Source organism: Pseudomonas sp. F3-2, assembly GCF_038804275.1.
Lineage (GTDB): Bacteria > Pseudomonadota > Gammaproteobacteria > Pseudomonadales > Pseudomonadaceae > Aquipseudomonas.
The window spans coordinates 1093405-1111357 of sequence record NZ_CP152388.1; the positions used below are offsets into that span (position 1 = coordinate 1093405).

The window sequence follows — 17953 nt, forward strand, 5'->3', positions numbered from 1 at the left end:
CGTCCGAGGTCCTTCCATGAGCCGTGGCTTGTTTATCTGTTGTGCGCTGGTCGTGGTGCTGTCGTTGATCGACGCCCCGGCCCGCGCTGAAACCTGGCCCGATGCGCGATGGCAGGCGCGCCCCTTGCAGCCTTCGCCTGCGCTGAACGACCTTGAAACCTACGCCTTCCCGCCTCGCGACGAGGAAGAGCGCAAAGGTGTTCGCACCGATGCGCTGCTGATCATTCGCAACGGTGAAGTGGTCTACGAACGCTATGCCGGGGTCACTCGGGCCCAGACGCCGCATCTGATCTGGTCGATCAGCAAAAGCGTGCTGGCAACCGTGTTGGGTGTGGCGTTCGGCGAAGGACGGTTCACGCTCGATGATCCGGTGATGCGCTTCTATGCGCCATTCAGCGCGCATCCCGGGGTCCGGATTCAAGACTTGCTGCACTGGGCCTCCGGCCTGGACTGGCAAGAGGATTACGAATACGCGCCGCTCAACTCCTCCGTGGTGGCGATGCTCTACACGCGGGGTCGCGACGACATGGCGCGCTTCACCGCCGGGCACAGCGTTGCCAGCGCGCCTGGCACCGCCTATCGCTATTCCAGTGGCGACAGCACGGTGCTCGCCGCCGCGCTCAGAGGCATGGTCGGCGAAACGCAATACGCCGGTTATCCGTGGACGGCGCTGTTCGATCCGCTGTGCATCACGAGCGCGACGTGGGAAACCGATGCCACGGGCACGTTCGTGGGTTCGTCTTATGCCTACATGACCGCTCGGGATCTGGCGCGGATCGGCTTGCTGATGCAACGCGGCGGACGCTGGCACGAGCGGCAGTTGCTGCCTGTGGCCTGGGTTGATTTCAACCTCACCCCGTTCAAATCCGGGACGCCGGTGGATGAGGCGCCGGGTGGTCACTGGTGGCTGAACAAGACCGCCGACGGCAAGCCCGGACCCTGGCCGGACGCACCGACCGACACCTTTGCCGGACTCGGCCACTGGGGTCAGGCGCTGTATGTCATCCCGAGCGCAGGGCTGGTGATCGTGCGTTACGGCGATGATCGTGACGGGACTTACGCACACAATCAATTGCTCAAACGGGCCTTGAAAGCAGTGGCCGAGGAGGGCACGCAATGAGTTCGCGCAGTTTTGTCCGGCGGCGTCCGTTCAGCACCGTCTGCATCCTGATCCTGCTGCTTCTGTGCGCGTTAATGTGGGTCTGGCGCGTTGAGCTACAGGCCTTTCCCGGGATCATCAGCGCCTACACCGCCAAGGAGTATTGCTCGTGCCGCTATGTCATGGACAACCCGGCTGAGTACTGTCAGCGCTACGTGAAGCAATGGCTGCCGAGTTCGTTGATCGAGGACGCCGCCAGCAAGCGCATCATCGCCAACGGGATGGGGCGTGAGAGCCGCGCCCAGTGGCTCGGCGCGCGTGAGGGCTGTCGACTGGAGCCTGCAACGCCGTAAGCGTTTTCCATATGTCTGACACCTGAGCTCTGCCAGTTCTGTAGTACTAGTCTGTTACCCGACGAACACGGGCAGCGCCTGCTAACGGCGCAATGACACTGGAGGATGGATGATGGCGGCGAAGAAAATTCTCATGCTGGTGGGCGATTACGTCGAGGACTACGAAGTGATGGTGCCGTTTCAGGCTCTGCAAATGGTCGGTCACACGGTGCATGCAGTGTGCCCGGGCAAGAAGAAAGGCGACGTGATTCGCACGGCCATTCACGACTTCGAGGGCGATCAGACGTACAGCGAAAAACGCGGCCACAACTTTGGCCTCAACTTCGATTTCGACAGCGTGAAGTCGTCCGACTACGACGCGCTGTTGGTGCCGGGCGGACGTTCTCCGGAATACCTGCGCCTGAATCAACGGGTGCTGGAACTGGTGCGCGAATTCGGTCGTGATGACAAGCCGATTGCAGCGGTGTGTCATGGGCCGCAGTTACTGGCCGAGACCGGGCTGCTCAAAGGCAAGTCGTTGAGCGCGTATCCTGCGTGCGCGCCGGAAGTCCGGCTGGCCGGTGGCGAATATGTCGAGATCGCGATGGACGAGGCGCACACCGACGGCAATCTGGTGACCGGCCCGGCATGGCCTGCGCATCCTGCGTGGCTGGCAGCGTTTCTCAAGGTGCTCGGCACGCAGATCATTCTTTGAAGGCTGACGTCTGACCGATCAGCAGGGCGGTCGACAAGAGGATGCGGCAGGGCCGGTTGAATTCGGCCTCCGGCTCACAGAACGTTGCGGTTTGCCAGCGGTCAGACAGGCGGATAAGGTTGCCTCAATCGCCCGCCCGGAGTTTGCATGCTCACTCGCTGTCCTTCCTCGTTCGCCCTGTCGGCACGCTTTGCAGGTGGCGGTGCTTCGCCCATGAAGGCGCGTCGCACATGAGGGGCGCTATTTTTCCGTGGCGCGATGACAACCAGTTCAAGCTGTTGATAGACGGGCCGGCGTTCTTCCCGCGCATGATCGCCGCTATTGATAGTTCGCAGCAGCAGGTCGAGCTGGAACTGTATCTGGTGGAGGCGGGGACCTGCGCCGAGGCCGTGGTTCGGGCGCTGGTGGACGCGGCGAAGCGCGGCGTGATTGTGCGCTGCCTGTTCGATGATTTCGGCTCCCTCGCGTTCACACTCAGTCTGCGCAATCGCCTGACCGAAGCGGGGGTGATTCTGCGTTTCTATAACCGCGTGCATTGGCGTCGCGGCATCCGCAACTTTTATCGTGACCACCGCAAGCTGTTGCTGGTGGACAAAGAACTTGCAGTGGTCGGCGGGACCGGGGTCACGGACGAGTTCTGGCGGCCTGATCAGGACACCAGCGAATGGCATGAAGTCATGGTGGAGATTCGCGGGCCGCTGGTGATCGACTGGCAGGCGCTGTTCGACCGTCAGTTTCATGCCAACAATCGTCGCCGAGCGTGGCGCCCGGCGGAGAATTTCGGATTGCCCCGGCTGCCAAAGGCGCCGGTGGCGGGCGATGGTTTCGGGCGAGTCGCGTATGCTGACTCCCGTCAGCATCGCGACATTCTGCAGTCACTGGTTCGCGCGCTGAATACCGGCAGAAAACGCATCTGGCTGGCCACGCCCTACTTTCTTCCGACCTGGAAGGTTCGACGTGCGTTGCGCCGTGCCGCTTCGCGCGGAGTCGATGTGCGACTGCTGTTGACCGGCCCGCGCACGGATCACCCGTCGGTGCGTTACGCAGGCCATCGCTACTACCCGCGTTTGCTCAAGGCTGGCGTGAAGATTTTCGAGTACCAGCCGTGTTTCCTGCACCTGAAAATGGTGCTGGTGGACGACTGGGTCAGCATCGGCTCCTGCAACTTCGACCACTGGAACCTGCGCTTCAATCTGGAAGCGAATCTTGAGGCGCTCGACGCGCAACTGACGCAGGACGTGGTTGCCAGTTTCACCCGGGATTTCGCCGTCAGCAGCCAGATCAGCCTGGAAGACTGGCAATCCCGTCCGCTCTGGCGCCGCATCAAGCAGCGCGTGTGGGGATGGGTGGATCGGCTGGTGGTCAATGCGCTGGATCGGCGGGGCTGATCCGTGTGTGTCTAGAGCCCGTATCTGGCTTCACACGATGTTATTGGGTCGATACAGCCGCGCTGCTGCTACATCGAACGCTGAACGCGGTCCGAACTTCCCGCTCGATCCTAGAAACCAGTCCAGCCACGAAACTTTAGACAAAGGCAAAGAGGTTGTTCCCGGTCCTACGTCTAGTGTATTTGCGAACTTGGGGTGACCGGTCCATATGATTTTATCGTACGCAGAAACGGTCCTGTTCAGACTGTTGGCAACGTCTTGAGCCGCGCCGGACTTTCCTGCACCGCAGGCTAACAAAATTATTCCTTTGTCGTCTGGATAGCCGACATTACGCAGCGCAGGCGCAATGTCCATCTGAGCAACTTCCGAGGCGGGACGCATTATTCCGTTACTGTTCATCAACTTGCCCACTCCACTGCCATGAGTCTCGAAGGCTGCCACTCCAGAGCCCAACCAGTCTGCGTGAAATACGACATCATGGCTGCCCAGTTCAATCGCTCCATTTTTGTATGCCGTAGGGCGGGCTTCGTACAGGGTGGTTGAGCTGCCTGAGCTGCCTGAGCTGCCTGAGCTGCCTGAGCGGGTGGGTGCAGACAACCGGGCTGAGGAAGCTCCTCGTCCGGACTTGCTAGCGGCGCGTCCTGCTGAACGGCCCAGCTGGGCACTCAGCTTGGCCGCGGCCTTGGGCGCCATTTCCAGCCCTAACCCCACTAATCCGGTGCCCAAGGAAACCCATCCCAAGACACTGGCGGCCTTGCTGTCTTTGTCGGTGGCTTCCAGTACGGTTGAGGCGATCCCGGTACCGAGCGATACCGCGCTCATGGTGGCGGCGGTCATGGCCATGGCGCTACTGGCAGTCAGCGCTCCAACGCCGCCTGCTGCCAGTGCGGCAAACGCCGGAGCAGCGGCACCGAACGTGGCAATGGTGCCGATCACCCCCAATCCGATGCCGATGCCGGCCACCAGCCAGGTGACCCAGCCGTGACCACTGGGGTCGATGCGGTTGACCGGATCGCCTGCGCAGTACGCATAGGCGTTGAGGCCGCCCTGACCGAACGGGCTGTCGCTGTCGGGCGACAGGAAACCCATGATGATCGGGTCGTAAGGACGATAGCCTTCCGGCATGTACCAGCCAGTCAAGGTGTCGCGGCGTTCGCCGGCATAACCAAACGGGCTGTTGTCGTCATTGGCGGCTTCCGCGCCGTGGGCCGAATAGCGTCGGGTACGCACTGCGTTGTCTGCTTCCAGGCGCACGCTGCCCTGAGCATCGCAGCCCAGCAGGGTGGTGACCTGACGCACGCCAGCCGCCATCCTCGTTTGCGCGAACAGCGCGTTGCCGTCCCCGATCAGGCGCAGCGTCTGATCACCGGTTCGTTCATGGGTGAGCTGACTGCCGCTGAAGAAACTGCGGGTAAGCCTGCCATCGACCACCCGATCGGTGAGTTGACCGCTGGGGTTGTAGCGGTAGTCGCACGTCGTGGTCTGGTCGTCGACCTTGACCAACCGATCCTGTGCATCCCATGTCAGCGTCCGATCAAGGGCAGGGCGTGTGGCTGTGGCGGGGAAGCGGTAATTGATCGCTCTGCCGCAGTCATCGTAGGCGATATCTATCTGGGTCGGCCATGAAGGGTGACTGTGGCTGATGCTCGACACTTGAGTGGGGTCGACAATCGAAGCGTACTCGAATGTCGCGACATCAACTTCGCCGCCGATGAAGGTGCTGCTGATCTCCACGTAGCCATCGACGGCATTGAGTTTGAAGACCTGATCGACGACCCGGTTGCCGAACGGGTCGGTCGGGGCGGCGGTTGCGTTGGCGGTGTAACGAATGAGACGGCCACGGCTGTCGTAGGCAAATGTCTCCTCGCCGGTTTCAGTGCCGTCTCGCCATTGACGAAAGATGACTTGATCGAGCGCTGAGTAGACAAGGGTCTGAACGATGTTGCGCGTGCCGCAACCTTTCACGCTGATGTCGAAGGTGCGCGTGTGCTCGCGGCCCAGGGCATCGTAGGTCAGTGTCTGCACCAGACGATTGCCGGAAGTCGTGTCGACATCAGTGAATGAACCGGGCCGGTCGAACTCGTCGTAGGTGATGTCGCGCGTGATGCCGTCGGTGGTCAATTTCGATAAGCGACCGCAACTGTCGTAGTCTCGCTCATGTTGCACCTCGTCAGCATCGGCGAATCCCTTCAACAGACCGCCCAGCGTGTGATGCCACGTGGTGACATGTTCTTTGCCGTCGACCGTCCAGGTGCCGGTTCTGGGCAGCCCTGAGAGGGTATACGTCAAGACTTGGGTGCCTGAAGGGCCAGTCAGGGAACTGGGCAGACCCAGTCGCCGATCGTAGGCAATGCTGTTGGCGGCTTCGTTGGCTGGCTGAATCGTTCGAAGCTGGTTTTCCAACTTCGGCTCATAGGTGAATTCCACCCGCTTGCCGTCGGGCAGCACATTGGCGCTGGGTGGAAGTTGTTCAGCCACATACTCGTAATGAGTGGTGCGGCCGCCGACAACTACAGTCAGTTGTCGGCCCAGACCGTCGAAGGTTTGCTGGCCCAGCGTCAACATACAATCCTCCTAGCCGCTCGTTTCTGACCGCAACTTATCCAGATGAACAGCGGTCAGCACTTCCACTTGTAAAATGATGTCAGGCGAGGTGATGGTGACGATGATGGGCTACATGGATGCACCACTATCGACTAATACGCCAGTGGCAGTGTCGGACAATTGGAAAGTGGTGCCATTGTTGTTGGGAAGCAGGTAGACGTAATGCCCACAACCGTTTTGGTCGATATACATGATTTTTTTAGAGGTGTAGCGTTGGTCCGCCAGCCACGACGCCTCTTCATGGATCGCGTAAGCTGCGCCATGCCTGTCGTACGGCAACACGAAAACATCGTGAATGTTGGTTCCCTCGAATGCGGCACCTAAATCCGCCCGCTGACCCACTCCGCGAACAGGCAATGCCCAATGTCTCGTGTCCTTGTTACCACCAGCTCGAACGAATTGGGAAAAACAGTTAGTAGGATAGGCAGTATCAGATATGTCAGAGCCCAGTATGCGAAAGTTCGCGTTTCTGAACATTATTTCCCAGCGAAAAAAGTATCTGTTGTCGCCGCTGCCCCCAGCGGGGTAGCCATAACCAATGTGTCCGAGATATGCGATCCAGAAGTCTCGAGCCGAAAGTAAATAAGCAGCCAGCGGAGCGACAAGAATGGAGCTGTTGAATTTCCCTTTGTCGACGTGGCCCCCAGGTGCAGAGTCGCGCGCATTGGTTCGGTACGTTGCGCCATCCAGAGTGATCTCTGCTGCAATCTGCATTTGAGCAAAGTTTGCTGAGGCGGGCACCGACATAAAAAATGTAATGGCACTCATGTTCTGCTTGACCGAGCCAGTGCGAGACGGAGGGGGAGCGCCATAAAATTCGTACACATTTTTTGTTGCGCTTCGGGAAAACTGACTATCCACGACAGCACCGCTGTCATAGTTGATAAGCCTTACGCTTTCTAACTGATCCTTGGACAGCGGAACAATAACTCCACCTTCTGCGTAAGCCTCGATAACGATATCAACTTGAAACTGCTGCCGGCCATTTTTGTACACCTTACATTCATGCTGATCCGCCGGTGATCCATTGCCTTTAATCTGAAAATGATTCAAACCTATAATCCTGGCCATGATGACTCCCTCTGTTTCGTGTGCGTTTTGTCTTTCGGGACGGGAAACTAACGATCAAGACTGACCTCAATAACCTTGACCGATTCCGGGTGTTCGCCATCGCTATGCGCGGCATAGGTCCAGGCAACCCGCGTGTTGTCCGGCAGCACCTGCTCGACGACTCTGGCGTAACTGTCGTAGTGGTACCGCGTGACGATGTCTTGTTGCCTCGATACCTTGATCCGACGTTCCACTATTCGGTCCAGGCCGTCACGCTTGAACACAGTCGCGCGAACCACTTGATTCTGATCGTCCAAGATGTCTTCCCGGATCGTGCTGCCGGACACATTGCTGCGGGTCACTCGCTTGGCGGTGCGTTTGCCGGAGGTGGCCTGCTCCCACTGCACGGTGCGCATTTTGATCGGGTCATGGATGAGATGGCTGATGACACCTGAGGGAGAGGTCATGCAGCAGGCGTTTCCCCAGTCGTCGTAAGCTGTCCGGGTGCAAAACTCGAACGCTTTGGTGCCGTCGGCGAGCCACTCAAGAGTCGTTTGCGTGATCACGCGGCCTAATGGGTCGTATGAGGTACGCGAAATTTCGCGGAACGTGCCTTCGGCGTGGTCAAGGTCTTCCAGCTCGACAGCGACGACACGGCCTTTTCCATCCAGCCACGTTCGCCGACGTTGACCCGAAGCGTCGGTTTCTTCGAGCCCGACGCTCGTCGCCAGGTTTCTGGGGCGATTGGCGTCTACGAAGGCATCGGCCACGTGGTAGTCGCAAGTGCGTTTGGCCTCGTACTCGGAGCCTTCGGCGATGACGGTTTGAATGATTCTACCAAGCAGGTCATATCGAAAACTGGTGACAACGCCTGCGGGGCTTGTCTCATCCAGGGTCTGGCCAGTGAACAATGAACGGCTGTCAGACGTCATCGATCGACTGACCGGACGGTTGGGGTCGAAGTCGTGCCCCTCGATAATCATCTGGGTGCGAAGCCGATCTGCTTCCGTGGTGTACACATATCGAGTGGTCGTAGCCCGGCCGTTGAGGTGGGTCACCGAGGTATCGAGTCGTCCGTAGTCCGGCCCATTCCCGCGTATGTACGTTTGCAGCGTGCGTTCCAGCAGCTGGCCCTCGGCTTGGTTCCAGCTCTGCTCTTCAACCACCACGGCGCGGGGATATTCTCCGGGCAGCAGTGACGCAAGATTCTCGTAACGATAAGTGGTGTACAGCGTGGGCGCCGAGTGGTCGGCGGGTGTCGTGGTTTTCCTGCTGAGCAATCGCACCATGCCCAACGGATCCTGCGGAGCGTCATCACAGCCTTCTGCCGGATGATAGAGGCTTTGTTCGATCACGCCCGTTGGAAAACGGGTGTAAATCACATTGCCGTAATCGTCATAGCGGTACTCGATGGCCTCGCTGCGCTGATTCTGCGCATCCTGGTAATAAGTCGTGGTGACTATATGAGGCAATTGGCAGTACGCCGGTTGTGCTTCCCAGCTCAAGTCCGGATCGTCATGGTACACAGTGCTGACCTGAACCTGCGCCTGCCCCCGGACGGTGTTCTCGCGGGTCTGCAAATGAAATCGGTTCCACTGCCGGGTAATGGTGACAAGCGTCGTTCCCGCCTTGTCGGTCAACGTTTCCACAACCGAGTACTGATAGTTCTGCTGAACTTTGTAGAGATTGTCACGGCCTTCATCCCACACAAAGCCGGCCTGACTGCCATATCCGTAGTGATTGGTATTGCCGATCCATCTGTAGCTGTGATGCAAAGTCGTTTCAGAAGCGCCTGTGCTTTGTTTCCATGCCACCACCCTTGGTACGTATTCGACGGGCGCGCCAGTGGGAAGTTGATGCGCGTTGTTCCGCGAACTCCATGTGATCGTGTCTGTGGCCCCCAGGGGGCTGGTGGTTTGCTTGGGAAAGAGAAAGTCCCGTTCGGCGCCCAGGTCGATCAGTTCATACGTGATATGAAATGACGACTCGAATCCTGGCAGCATGATGTTTGAAAGCTGACTATTGAGCAGCCTCAGCTCAATGGTGTGAGGAGACTCGGAACCGGGGTCGAACACAAAATGGACCCGGCCGGTTTCACGCTCGATCTCCAGTAAGGTTCGGCTCGCGTCGGAGATACTGGACAGCCTGTGTCCGCCCTTACCGTCCGGACGCCAGGCGAAAAACATCCTGCGGCCTTCCGGTGATCGCATTTCCCGCAACAGAAAAGCGCCTTCCCCACCAAGCCGCTCCAGGATCTCGACTTCGCCCGATTTGCTGTCCATCCGATAGCTGTCGGCGCTGAGTTTGGTCACCTTCCGTGACTTGAGTTTGTGATCGGCAAATACCAACTCGCTGCCGATGGCGCCGCCGCTGGCGTCTCGATCCACAGAGAAGTGCTCGCCGGACGACAGCGTCAGAAATGCCATATCCATCTTCAGCGTGAGTGCTGATACCAGAGCAGACCAACCCAAGCCATAACCGTAATCTTGCAACGATGACAACGGGCTGAACGACAGGGTCAAGGCGAACGAAGGGCCACCCAGGTCATTGGCGTGTACGGCGGGTAACGTAATAGCAAGATTGAACTGACCCGTACGAGGATCAACGGCAGACTGCACGACCCCCAGAAAATTGTTGCTCTGGGAATAGAGGCCTCCGGGGATTTCGAGGCGTGCGCTGGTAAGCGCCCGGGACACGTCGCTTATCATCTTTTCACGGCTCCATCAGAAGGCTTTGCAAACCGATGTTCGATGTGAGCGGGGGAGACGACGTTGACTTGTAGCGTAGTGCGCTGTTCATACGCAGTACCTTGGCCAAACGAAAACTCCAGTTCATGGCTATTCCCGTTTTTGTCAAAGGCCAGTACCCGACAAGGGCCTTGATGCAAAAGTCCCCCGTCGTAGTAAGGGATCAAGTTATCGGCCTGTAGCACAACGACGACTTGATGACTGTTAGTTGATTTGACCTCTTCATGTCGGCGTTCATAAAAATCGGCTCCGACTACGATAGCCGGGTTGAATCGGAATTTTGTATCGCTCGGATAAGCGACGCCGACGTTCGACGCTGCGAATTCATCTACAGCATTGCGCTGCCATTTGATCATCCCGTCCGGATTATCATCGCGTGCCTCAGCATAAACGAGAACATCCTGCTTGGTAGAAAGCGACCATTCGTTTACGAAAGCGCTAGCAGGAGGGCCTCCGTCCTGCCAGGTAATTGCCCAGTTGTAGTCGTCGGGAAAGGAATAAGTCGGGACGGATACGGAAGATAGATCGACACTTGAATCAAAGGTGTCTTCGGTGACGTAATGTTCATTGTCTGTTTTGCTGATCCTGGCGCGCAGCGTGATCTCACTGCCTCCCAAGGCGACTGTGCTCACGTAAAATTTCTTGGTGAGCTCGGCTCTGCTGGCGGAAGAGGGCGGGGAGGAAGTCACGTGAGTTCTGCCCGAACCTTCGTAGTAGGCAAAACGCTCGTCGTGCGTCAAGCTGGCAAACCAGTCAAAGCTTTCAGTTCTATGATCGGGAAGCGGTATGTAACTGCCTTCGGCATCGAGGTAAACGAGCGTAAGCGACTTCAGTTGCTCCTCTGTAATAATCTCTTCTTCCACCGCTTCGACGGTCAGCGTAACTTCAACTTGTTGTAAGCCGTTGCCGTACAGCCCAGAATTTGTTGAGCTGACTTCAATTTTGAAAGTGCTAAGCCACTCAGTGATATCTCCATGCCTATTGGCCGCTTCATTGGGTCTTTCCATGACTGCATCATCCTGTCAGGACTGCTATTAAACCAACCTTAGCATTCTTTTGGCGGGCAGTATTAAGTTGTCTCGGCAGAGAAAGTTCGAGCGCTGTAGAGCTAAAAAAGTTAATAGCCACTGTGCTTCGGCCAGCAGTGGCGTTATAGCGAATAGCGCTGACGGTGTAAAAAGGGAGTTAAGCAGTCGGTCTTATTATCGCGAAGCGTTATGAGCTATCCAATTTGGAGATAATGCTCATTTCGAATCGGTCTAATCAGTAAAACAGGCAGGCCGTTCGCGCGCATGAAAAAAGCCCGGCACACAGGCCGGGCTTTTTTGACTGACGGTTTGCGCTTATTGCACTTCCACCGCCAGGCTTTCACTGATCTTCTTCTGCCAGATGGCAGGACCTGTGATGTGAACCGACTCGCCCTTGCTGTCGACGGCGACCGTGACCGGCATGTCCTTGACCTCGAACTCGTAGATCGCTTCCATGCCCAGTTCCGGGAATGCCAGCACTTGCGACTTCTTGATCGCCTGAGCGACGAGGTAGGCAGCGCCACCCACGGCCATCAGGTAAACGGCTTTGCTGTCCTTGATCGCATCGATAGCGGTCGGGCCGCGCTCGGATTTGCCGATCATGCCCAGCAGACCGGTCTGCTCCAGGATCTGACGGGTGAACTTGTCCATACGCGTGGCAGTGGTAGGACCTGCAGGGCCGACCACTTCGTCACCGACCGGATCGACCGGGCCGACGTAGTAGATGAAGCGGCCTTTCAGATCGACCGGCAGGGTTTCGCCCTTGTTCAGCATCTCGACCATGCGCTTGTGCGCCGCGTCGCGACCGGTGAGCATCTTGCCGTTGAGCAGAACGGTTTCGCCCGGCTTCCAGCTCTGCACTTCTTCCGGCGTCAGGGTGTCGAGGTTGACGCGGCGAGCCGACGGGCCGGCTTCCCAGACGATTTCCGGGTAAGCGTCCAGCGGCGGCGCTTCCAACGAAGCCGGACCGGAACCGTCGAGCACGAAGTGTGCGTGGCGGGTGGCTGCGCAGTTCGGGATCATGCAGACCGGCAGCGACGCAGCGTGGGTCGGGTAATCCATGATCTTGACGTCGAGCACGGTGGTCAGACCGCCCAGGCCCTGGGCGCCGATGCCCAGTTGGTTGACCTTCTCGAACAGCTCCAGACGCATTTCTTCCAGACGGTTCGACGGGCCGCGAGCCTTGAGCTCGTGGATGTCGATGGATTCCATCAGGACTTCCTTGGCCATGACCGCGGCTTTCTCGGCGGTGCCGCCGATGCCGATGCCGAGCATGCCAGGCGGGCACCAGCCGGCGCCCATGGTCGGGACGGTTTTCAGTACCCAGTCCACGATCGAGTCGGACGGGTTGAGCATCGCCATCTTCGATTTGTTTTCGGAGCCGCCGCCCTTGGCCGCCACGTCCACTTCCACGGTGTTGCCCGGGACGATGGAGTAGTGGATGACCGCCGGGGTGTTGTCCTTGGTGTTCTTGCGAGCGCCCGCCGGGTCGGCGAGGATCGAGGCACGCAGGACGTTTTCCGGCAGGTTGTAGGCGCGACGCACGCCCTCGTTGATCATGTCGTCCAGGCTCATGGTGGCGCCATCCCAGCGCACATCCATGCCCACGCGTACGAATACGGTAACGATGCCGGTGTCCTGGCAGATCGGACGATGGCCGGTGGCGCACATGCGCGAGTTGATCAGAATCTGGGCCATGGAGTCGCGGGCAGCGGGCGATTCCTCACGCAGATAGGCTTCGTGCATGGCCTGGATGAAATCGACGGGGTGGTAATAGGAGATGAACTGCAGGGCGTCGGCGACGCTCTGGATCAGGTCATCCTGCTTGATCACGGTCATGGGCGTTCTCCTCTATCAGGCGGGAACATTATGTAGGGCGGTTCGCGCAGGATGCGATCGGCAATCGCGCAAACGGCCTTGGCTCGGCTACCGCTCGGGCGCTGCGGCAGGAAAAGGCGCGGCAGTATACCGCTTGACCGCCGACGCGACACCCTGCCGCAGGGTAAACATTGGTCTTAATGGGCAGGGGCGCCGAGCGGTCAGGGTTCGTTCCGGGCCCACGGGTCGCGTTGAGGAGAATGTTCAAACAGGGAGGTAGACGCCGGGCGTTGCCAGGTCAAATTTCTGTCCTTTCGAGTAACCTGGCCCTCTGGCGCCAATCAGACGTTTTAGAAAAGGGATTTTCTGTAAGGGAAGACTGGTATCGATGCCATGACGCCCGGCAGTGTGGAAAAACCACTGCAGTTCGCCTGTCTGACCGACGTAGATGATCTCGTCAAATGCAATTACAGGCCTGCGTAAGACATTGGCAACCTGCTGCGCTGCGCCACTGGACCCCGCCTCACACGCCAGCAGTACCAACGGGCGATGGTGTTCATAGCCGACCAGCCGCGGCATGATTTCGCGTTTGGCAACGGTGCCGGCTGACTCGAAGACCCCCTTTGCGTTAAGCAGATGGCCACCTGGTGTACCATGGGTTTCAAAGGCTTTGAGATTATTGGTCCCCCATAGCTGTTCATAGAACGTCACGTCGTGTCCGCCAGGACCACTTTCCCAGATGACATGAGCGTGTGCTTGTTTGCGAAGCGTGGGAGACGGGAATGCAGTTTTGCGCGACGCGGCTCTGGCCAGATGCTGACCAGCTCCGCTCAATGCGCCTGCGGCGACCCCAGTACCCAGCGAAATCCAGCCGAGCACGCCAGTGGTGGTTTTGTCACAGCCCGCTATTTCCATTAACAGCGACGCAGCCCCTGTCGCGATCGAAACCACATCCAGCGTCGCGGCGGTGAGGATCATCACCGAACCTGCAGTCAGCGACGCGTAGCCGGCATAAAACAGTGATCCGATGACGGCCGTTGCAGCGCCCACACTGGCCACCGCTGCCGCAACACCGATCGCCAGGCCAACCCCTGCCAGCGCGTAATTCACCCAGCTGTGTCCATCCGGGTCGATCCGATTGACCGGATCACCCGCGCAATAAACGTAGGGGTTAATGCCGCCCCTGCCGAATGGGCTTTCGCTGTCGGGGCTCAGAAAGCACATCAGCACCGGGTCGTATGGGCGGTAGTCGCCCAGAATCTGCCATCCGGTGAGCGGCTCATGGCGTTGACCCGCGTAGCCGAACGGTACGCTTGCCTCATCCTGTGGCTCGACGCCGTAGGCGCCGTAGCGGCGCGTGCGCACCGAATGTCCGGCCTCCAGACGAATACTGCCTTGCGCGTCCGCACCCAGCAGGGTGGTTTGACGAATTCCGGCGGTCACCTTGCTGACTGCGAACAGGCCCAGTTCACCTGAGCAGAACTGTCGGCTGACGCCTCCGGTCGTTTCATGGGTCAGTTCCTCGCCACTGTAAAAACTGCGGCTCAGCGTGCCATCGACGGTGCGATCGGCCAAGCGGCCATGCGCGGTGTAACCATATTGGCAGGAGCGGTTCGCGTGGTGCACTTCGACCAGGCGATCTTGCGAGTTCCAGACCATGCGACGGCCCAGGCTGTCACTGATGACCCGACCACGGGCGTCGTACGTGAGCGTCACCGTTTTGGGCCACGCCGGGTGGGTATGGTTGATTTTCACCACTTGAACCGGGTTGTTGGCGGCGTAGGTGAAACGCGCCTCATCGACGCTGGTGTCAGCATAAAGGGTCACCACCTTTTCGTGACCGTTGAGCGCGTTGAAGGTGAAGGTCTGTCTGACGATGCGATTGCCGAACGGATCCTCGGGGGCGACTTGCGCGTCTGCTGCGTAACCGGTCAGGCGGCCTCTGACGTCGTAGGTGAACGTTTCCGCGCCCGTTCCGGCGTCGTCGACCCAGGCGCGCGAGGTCATTTGATCCAGCGCCGAATAGCCCAGTGTCTGAGTGGATGTCGTGGATTCGCCGTCATGCGTGACGGCCGTGAATGTGCGTGTGTGCTCCCTGCCCAGGCTGTCGTAGGTGAGTGTGGTCATCAACGATCCTGCACTGTCCGGGTCGTCGACGATCATTTCGACGGGCCGAGACAGCGCGTCGTATCGATAGCGGGTCACCACATCGCCCACCCGCGTTTCCTGCACGCGACCGAAGGCGTCGAATCGGCGGCGGTGAACCTTGCCCAACGCATCGACGAAACCCAGCGGCGTGCCGTTCAGCGAGTAATGCCACTGGGTGCGGTGGTGGCGTTCGTCCACCGTCCAGATGTCCTCCTCAGGCTGCCCGGACGTCGTAAAGCTGAACGACTCGGTGCCCAGCGCACCGCTTGCCGAAACCGGCATGCCCATCGGGTGGTAGGTGATGCGCTGCGTCGCCTCGTCGCGAGGGGTGACACTGAGCAGGCGGTTGTTCAATTCCGGCTCGTAGGTGAACTCAACGTGTGTGCCGTCGGCCAGGGTATTGCCTGACGGCGGAAGTTGTCCTTTCGCATAATGGAAGCGCGTGAGACAGCCCGCTGCTTGCACTGACAACTGACGGCCCAGGCCGTCGAAGGCCTGACGACCGATGATGAGAGGAGCATTCATGGTTCCAATCCTTGGAGGTGATGTCCGAGAAGTGCGCCGACGATTCAGACCGGCACCACGGTGCCGTCAGGGTGATAGATATTGGATCGCGCCGGTTTGTAGGTGGTTTTCCAGGCTTTGAAAGGGTTGCCCGTCGCACGCATGCGTTCGAGGTAAGAAGTGGCTTGCGTCGGGATGTTTGCGGCGTTCGGGTTCAACTGCAGATTGGCGAACCCTTTGACGAACACCTTTTCCGTGAAGCCCTGAACGGGACGGCCCAGCTCCTTGGCAATCTCCAGCGCAGCACCGTTCTTCCCGCCCCAGCACGACAGCAGCACGAACGTGTCATCTGCGCCGGCACCGAGCGCTTGCAGTCGAGGCGCGATGATGTCTCTTGCGAGGTCGGCTGCACGCAATGTGCTGCCGTCTGGCGCCATGAGCAGCGCGCGTTTTGGATCTCCGTGGGTCAGAAGGGCGGCGCGGTTGGAGCCGAGATACGTCTCGATGAACCCGACGTCCACCCCCTTGGATGTGTGCTGCGCCAGCACTTCTCCCTTGCCCAGCCGGCACGGCTTGGGCACTGCCCATCCTTGCTTGCGGTCCAGCGCCTTGAGCTGTTTGCCTGCCTGTTTCAACGTGAACAGCTTTAGGCCTACGCCAGCGCCCGCCAGGCCGGCGACCATGGAAATGCCGCCCAAGACACCGGAGGCGGCGCTGTCGTCGCCAGCGGCTTCCACTATCACGCTGGCAATGCCTGTCGTCATGCCGACGATGTCCAGCGCCATACTGACGAGCCCGGCGATTTGCGTGGAGGTCAGCAAGCCTGGTCCGACGCTGATCAGCGCTCCTGCCACCGGCATGGTCGCAATGAGCCCCGCAATTACTGATGCCAAGGCCACTGCGATACCTGCGACAGGGAGAATGTAATCCGTCCAGCTATGGCCGTCGGGGTCTACTCGATTGACCGGATCCCCTGCACACCACGCATATGGATTGATCCCGCCCGGCCCGAACGGGCTGTCGGTGTCGGGTGCGAGAAAGCACATCAGCACCGGGTCATAGGGGCGATTGCCGCCGGGGATGCTCAGTCCTGACAGGGGCTCGATCTGCTCGCCGGCGTAGCCAAATGCGACTTCGCTGGCGTCTGGAGCCTGTGCCCCATGGGCGGTGTAGCGGCGTGTGCGCACGGAGCCGTCGGCTTCGAGGCGCACGCTGCCCTGTGCGTCAGTGCCCAGCAGGATGGTCTTGCGGATGCTGCCCGTCACTTTGTTCACGGCGAACAGTGTGCTCAGATCGCCGATCAATTCGATGCTGTCTTCGCCGCAACGCTGATGGGTGAGTTGGTCGGCACTGTAGAAATCACGTGTCAGCAGGCCGTCGACTTCTCGGTCAGTCAGCTGTCCGCTGGGGTCGTATCGGTACGTGCAAGTGCCGGATGGCGAGCGGACCTGGGTCAGTCGACCCTGGGTGTTCCAGCTCAGGTGGCGACCAAGGCTGTCGCTGACCACGCGCCCACACGCGTCGTATTCCAGCGTGATCTCTGACGGCCAGGACGGATGGGTGTGAGTGACTTTCACCGGACGGGTCGGGTCGTCGACGGCGTAGCTGAAGCGGGCTTCATCGCGGCTGCCGTCAGCGTAGGTGCTCACGACTGTCTCGTGGCCGTTGTACGCGTTGAAAGCGAAGGTCTGATCGACGATGAGGTTGCCGAATGGATCCGGCGCTGCCGCGTGCTCATCTGCGGTGTAGCGCACGAGCCGGTCGCGCACATCGTAGGCGAAATGCTCTGTGCGGCGCTCGGTGCCATCGTCCCAGGTTCGAGAGAGGATCTGGTCGAGCCCGGTGTACGTCAGGGTCTGGGTGATCGTTCGACCGTCTGTGCCGTGCGTCTCACCCGTTCGCGTGAGGGTGAAGGTGCGCGTGTGCTCACGCCCCGCGGCATCGTACGTGATCGCAGTGGTCAGGGTCTTCCCGGTTTGCGGGTCGCTGACACTGACGGTCGCCGGTCGCGACAGGGCGTCGTAGGTGTAGTGGGTGTCAACCTCGCCGACGCGGGTGGTGCACACGCGGCCAGATGAATCGAACTCACGCTGATGGGTTACCCCCTTGGCATCTCGAAAGCCTTGCAGCAGGCCACTGAACGAGTAGCGCCAGGCGGTGGTGTGCGTTTGTCCGTCGACGGTCCAGCTGTCTTCGGTCGCCTGTCCTGTGGTGCTGAATGCGAAAGCCTGGGTGCCCAGCTCACCGACGATCGTCGAAGGGTGTCCGAATTGTGCGTGCCTGGCTATCTGCGTTGCGGCTTCACCATCAGCTTCAACCCTGAGCAAGGGGTTGTTCAGGTCTTTCTCATAGGTGAACTCAATCTTTTTGCCATCAGAGAGCGTGGTCGATGAAGGCGGTAGTTGCCCGGCACTGTAGTGAAAGCGGGAGGTGTTGCCGCCGACACTGACCGACAGCTGACGGCCCAGGCCGTCGAAGGTCTGACGACCGATGATTGTGGGATTGTTCATGTTTTCGATC

Annotated in this window: 11 protein-coding genes; 4 read left to right on the top strand and 7 right to left on the bottom strand. The window is 59.4% G+C overall.

Annotation, left to right across the window (positions count from 1 at the left end):
* Positions 1–16 precede the first annotated feature (16 nt).
* From AAGQ88_RS05005 to AAGQ88_RS05020, 4 genes are all read left to right on the top strand, one after another.
* Positions 17–1120 (top strand): serine hydrolase, encoded by a 1104-nt coding sequence (locus tag AAGQ88_RS05005; RefSeq protein ID WP_342654586.1) that lies wholly within the window; start codon positions 17–19, stop codon positions 1118–1120.
* Positions 1117–1452, top strand: a complete 336-nt coding sequence (locus AAGQ88_RS05010) for an amidase (RefSeq protein ID WP_342654587.1) — start codon at positions 1117–1119, stop codon at positions 1450–1452. The genes AAGQ88_RS05005 and AAGQ88_RS05010 overlap by 4 nt, the downstream gene beginning before the upstream one ends.
* 109 nt (positions 1453–1561) lie before the next feature.
* Entirely contained in the window at positions 1562–2146 is a 585-nt protein-coding gene (locus AAGQ88_RS05015) for a DJ-1/PfpI family protein (protein ID WP_285423140.1), read from the top strand.
* 230 nt (positions 2147–2376) lie between these two features.
* On the top strand, positions 2377–3534 hold the full coding sequence (locus tag AAGQ88_RS05020) for a phosphatidylserine/phosphatidylglycerophosphate/cardiolipin synthase family protein (protein ID WP_342654588.1): 1158 nt from the start codon (positions 2377–2379) through the stop codon (positions 3532–3534).
* Positions 3535–3564: 30 nt separating this feature from the next.
* Here AAGQ88_RS05020 and AAGQ88_RS05025 read toward each other — a convergent pair whose 3' ends face one another.
* From AAGQ88_RS05025 to AAGQ88_RS05055, 7 genes are all read right to left on the bottom strand, one after another.
* Entirely contained in the window at positions 3565–6099 is a 2535-nt protein-coding gene (locus AAGQ88_RS05025) for an RHS repeat-associated core domain-containing protein (protein WP_342654589.1), read from the bottom strand.
* 108 nt (positions 6100–6207) lie between these two features.
* Positions 6208–7209 (bottom strand): hypothetical protein, encoded by a 1002-nt coding sequence (locus tag AAGQ88_RS05030; protein ID WP_342654590.1) that lies wholly within the window; start codon positions 7207–7209, stop codon positions 6208–6210.
* Between the two features lie 47 nt (positions 7210–7256).
* Positions 7257–9896 (bottom strand): hypothetical protein, encoded by a 2640-nt coding sequence (locus AAGQ88_RS05035; RefSeq protein ID WP_342654591.1) that lies wholly within the window; start codon positions 9894–9896, stop codon positions 7257–7259.
* Positions 9893–10942 (bottom strand): hypothetical protein, encoded by a 1050-nt coding sequence (locus AAGQ88_RS05040; RefSeq protein WP_342654592.1) that lies wholly within the window; start codon positions 10940–10942, stop codon positions 9893–9895. The genes AAGQ88_RS05035 and AAGQ88_RS05040 overlap by 4 nt, the downstream gene beginning before the upstream one ends.
* Positions 10943–11278: 336 nt before the next feature.
* Positions 11279–12802: a fumarate hydratase gene (locus AAGQ88_RS05045; protein WP_093461653.1), complete on the bottom strand. Its 1524-nt coding sequence runs from the start codon at positions 12800–12802 to the stop codon at positions 11279–11281.
* Between the two features lie 243 nt (positions 12803–13045).
* Positions 13046–15454, bottom strand: coding sequence for an RHS repeat-associated core domain-containing protein (locus tag AAGQ88_RS05050; protein WP_342654593.1), 2409 nt, complete (start codon positions 15452–15454; stop codon positions 13046–13048).
* Between the two features lie 44 nt (positions 15455–15498).
* A complete protein-coding gene (locus AAGQ88_RS05055; protein ID WP_342654594.1) occupies positions 15499–17943 on the bottom strand; it encodes an RHS repeat-associated core domain-containing protein in 2445 nt (814 codons plus the stop codon).
* Between the last annotated feature and the right edge of the window lie 10 nt (positions 17944–17953).

Bases quoted from the DNA above. Each gene is read 5' to 3' on its own strand.
- AAGQ88_RS05005 (WP_342654586.1), top strand. From the start codon at position 17: ATGAGCCGTGGCTTGTTTATCTGTTGTGCGCTGGTCGTGGTGCTGTCG.
- AAGQ88_RS05010 (WP_342654587.1), top strand. From the start codon at position 1,117: ATGAGTTCGCGCAGTTTTGTCCGGCGGCGTCCGTTCAGCACCGTCTGC.
- AAGQ88_RS05015 (WP_285423140.1), top strand. From the start codon at position 1,562: ATGATGGCGGCGAAGAAAATTCTCATGCTGGTGGGCGATTACGTCGAG.
- AAGQ88_RS05020 (WP_342654588.1), top strand. From the start codon at position 2,377: ATGAGGGGCGCTATTTTTCCGTGGCGCGATGACAACCAGTTCAAGCTG.
- AAGQ88_RS05025 (WP_342654589.1), bottom strand. From the start codon at position 6,099: ATGTTGACGCTGGGCCAGCAAACCTTCGACGGTCTGGGCCGACAACTG.
- AAGQ88_RS05030 (WP_342654590.1), bottom strand. From the start codon at position 7,209: ATGGCCAGGATTATAGGTTTGAATCATTTTCAGATTAAAGGCAATGGA.
- AAGQ88_RS05035 (WP_342654591.1), bottom strand. From the start codon at position 9,896: ATGATAAGCGACGTGTCCCGGGCGCTTACCAGCGCACGCCTCGAAATC.
- AAGQ88_RS05040 (WP_342654592.1), bottom strand. From the start codon at position 10,942: ATGGAAAGACCCAATGAAGCGGCCAATAGGCATGGAGATATCACTGAG.
- AAGQ88_RS05045 (WP_093461653.1), bottom strand. From the start codon at position 12,802: ATGACCGTGATCAAGCAGGATGACCTGATCCAGAGCGTCGCCGACGCC.
- AAGQ88_RS05050 (WP_342654593.1), bottom strand. From the start codon at position 15,454: ATGAATGCTCCTCTCATCATCGGTCGTCAGGCCTTCGACGGCCTGGGC.
- AAGQ88_RS05055 (WP_342654594.1), bottom strand. From the start codon at position 17,943: ATGAACAATCCCACAATCATCGGTCGTCAGACCTTCGACGGCCTGGGC.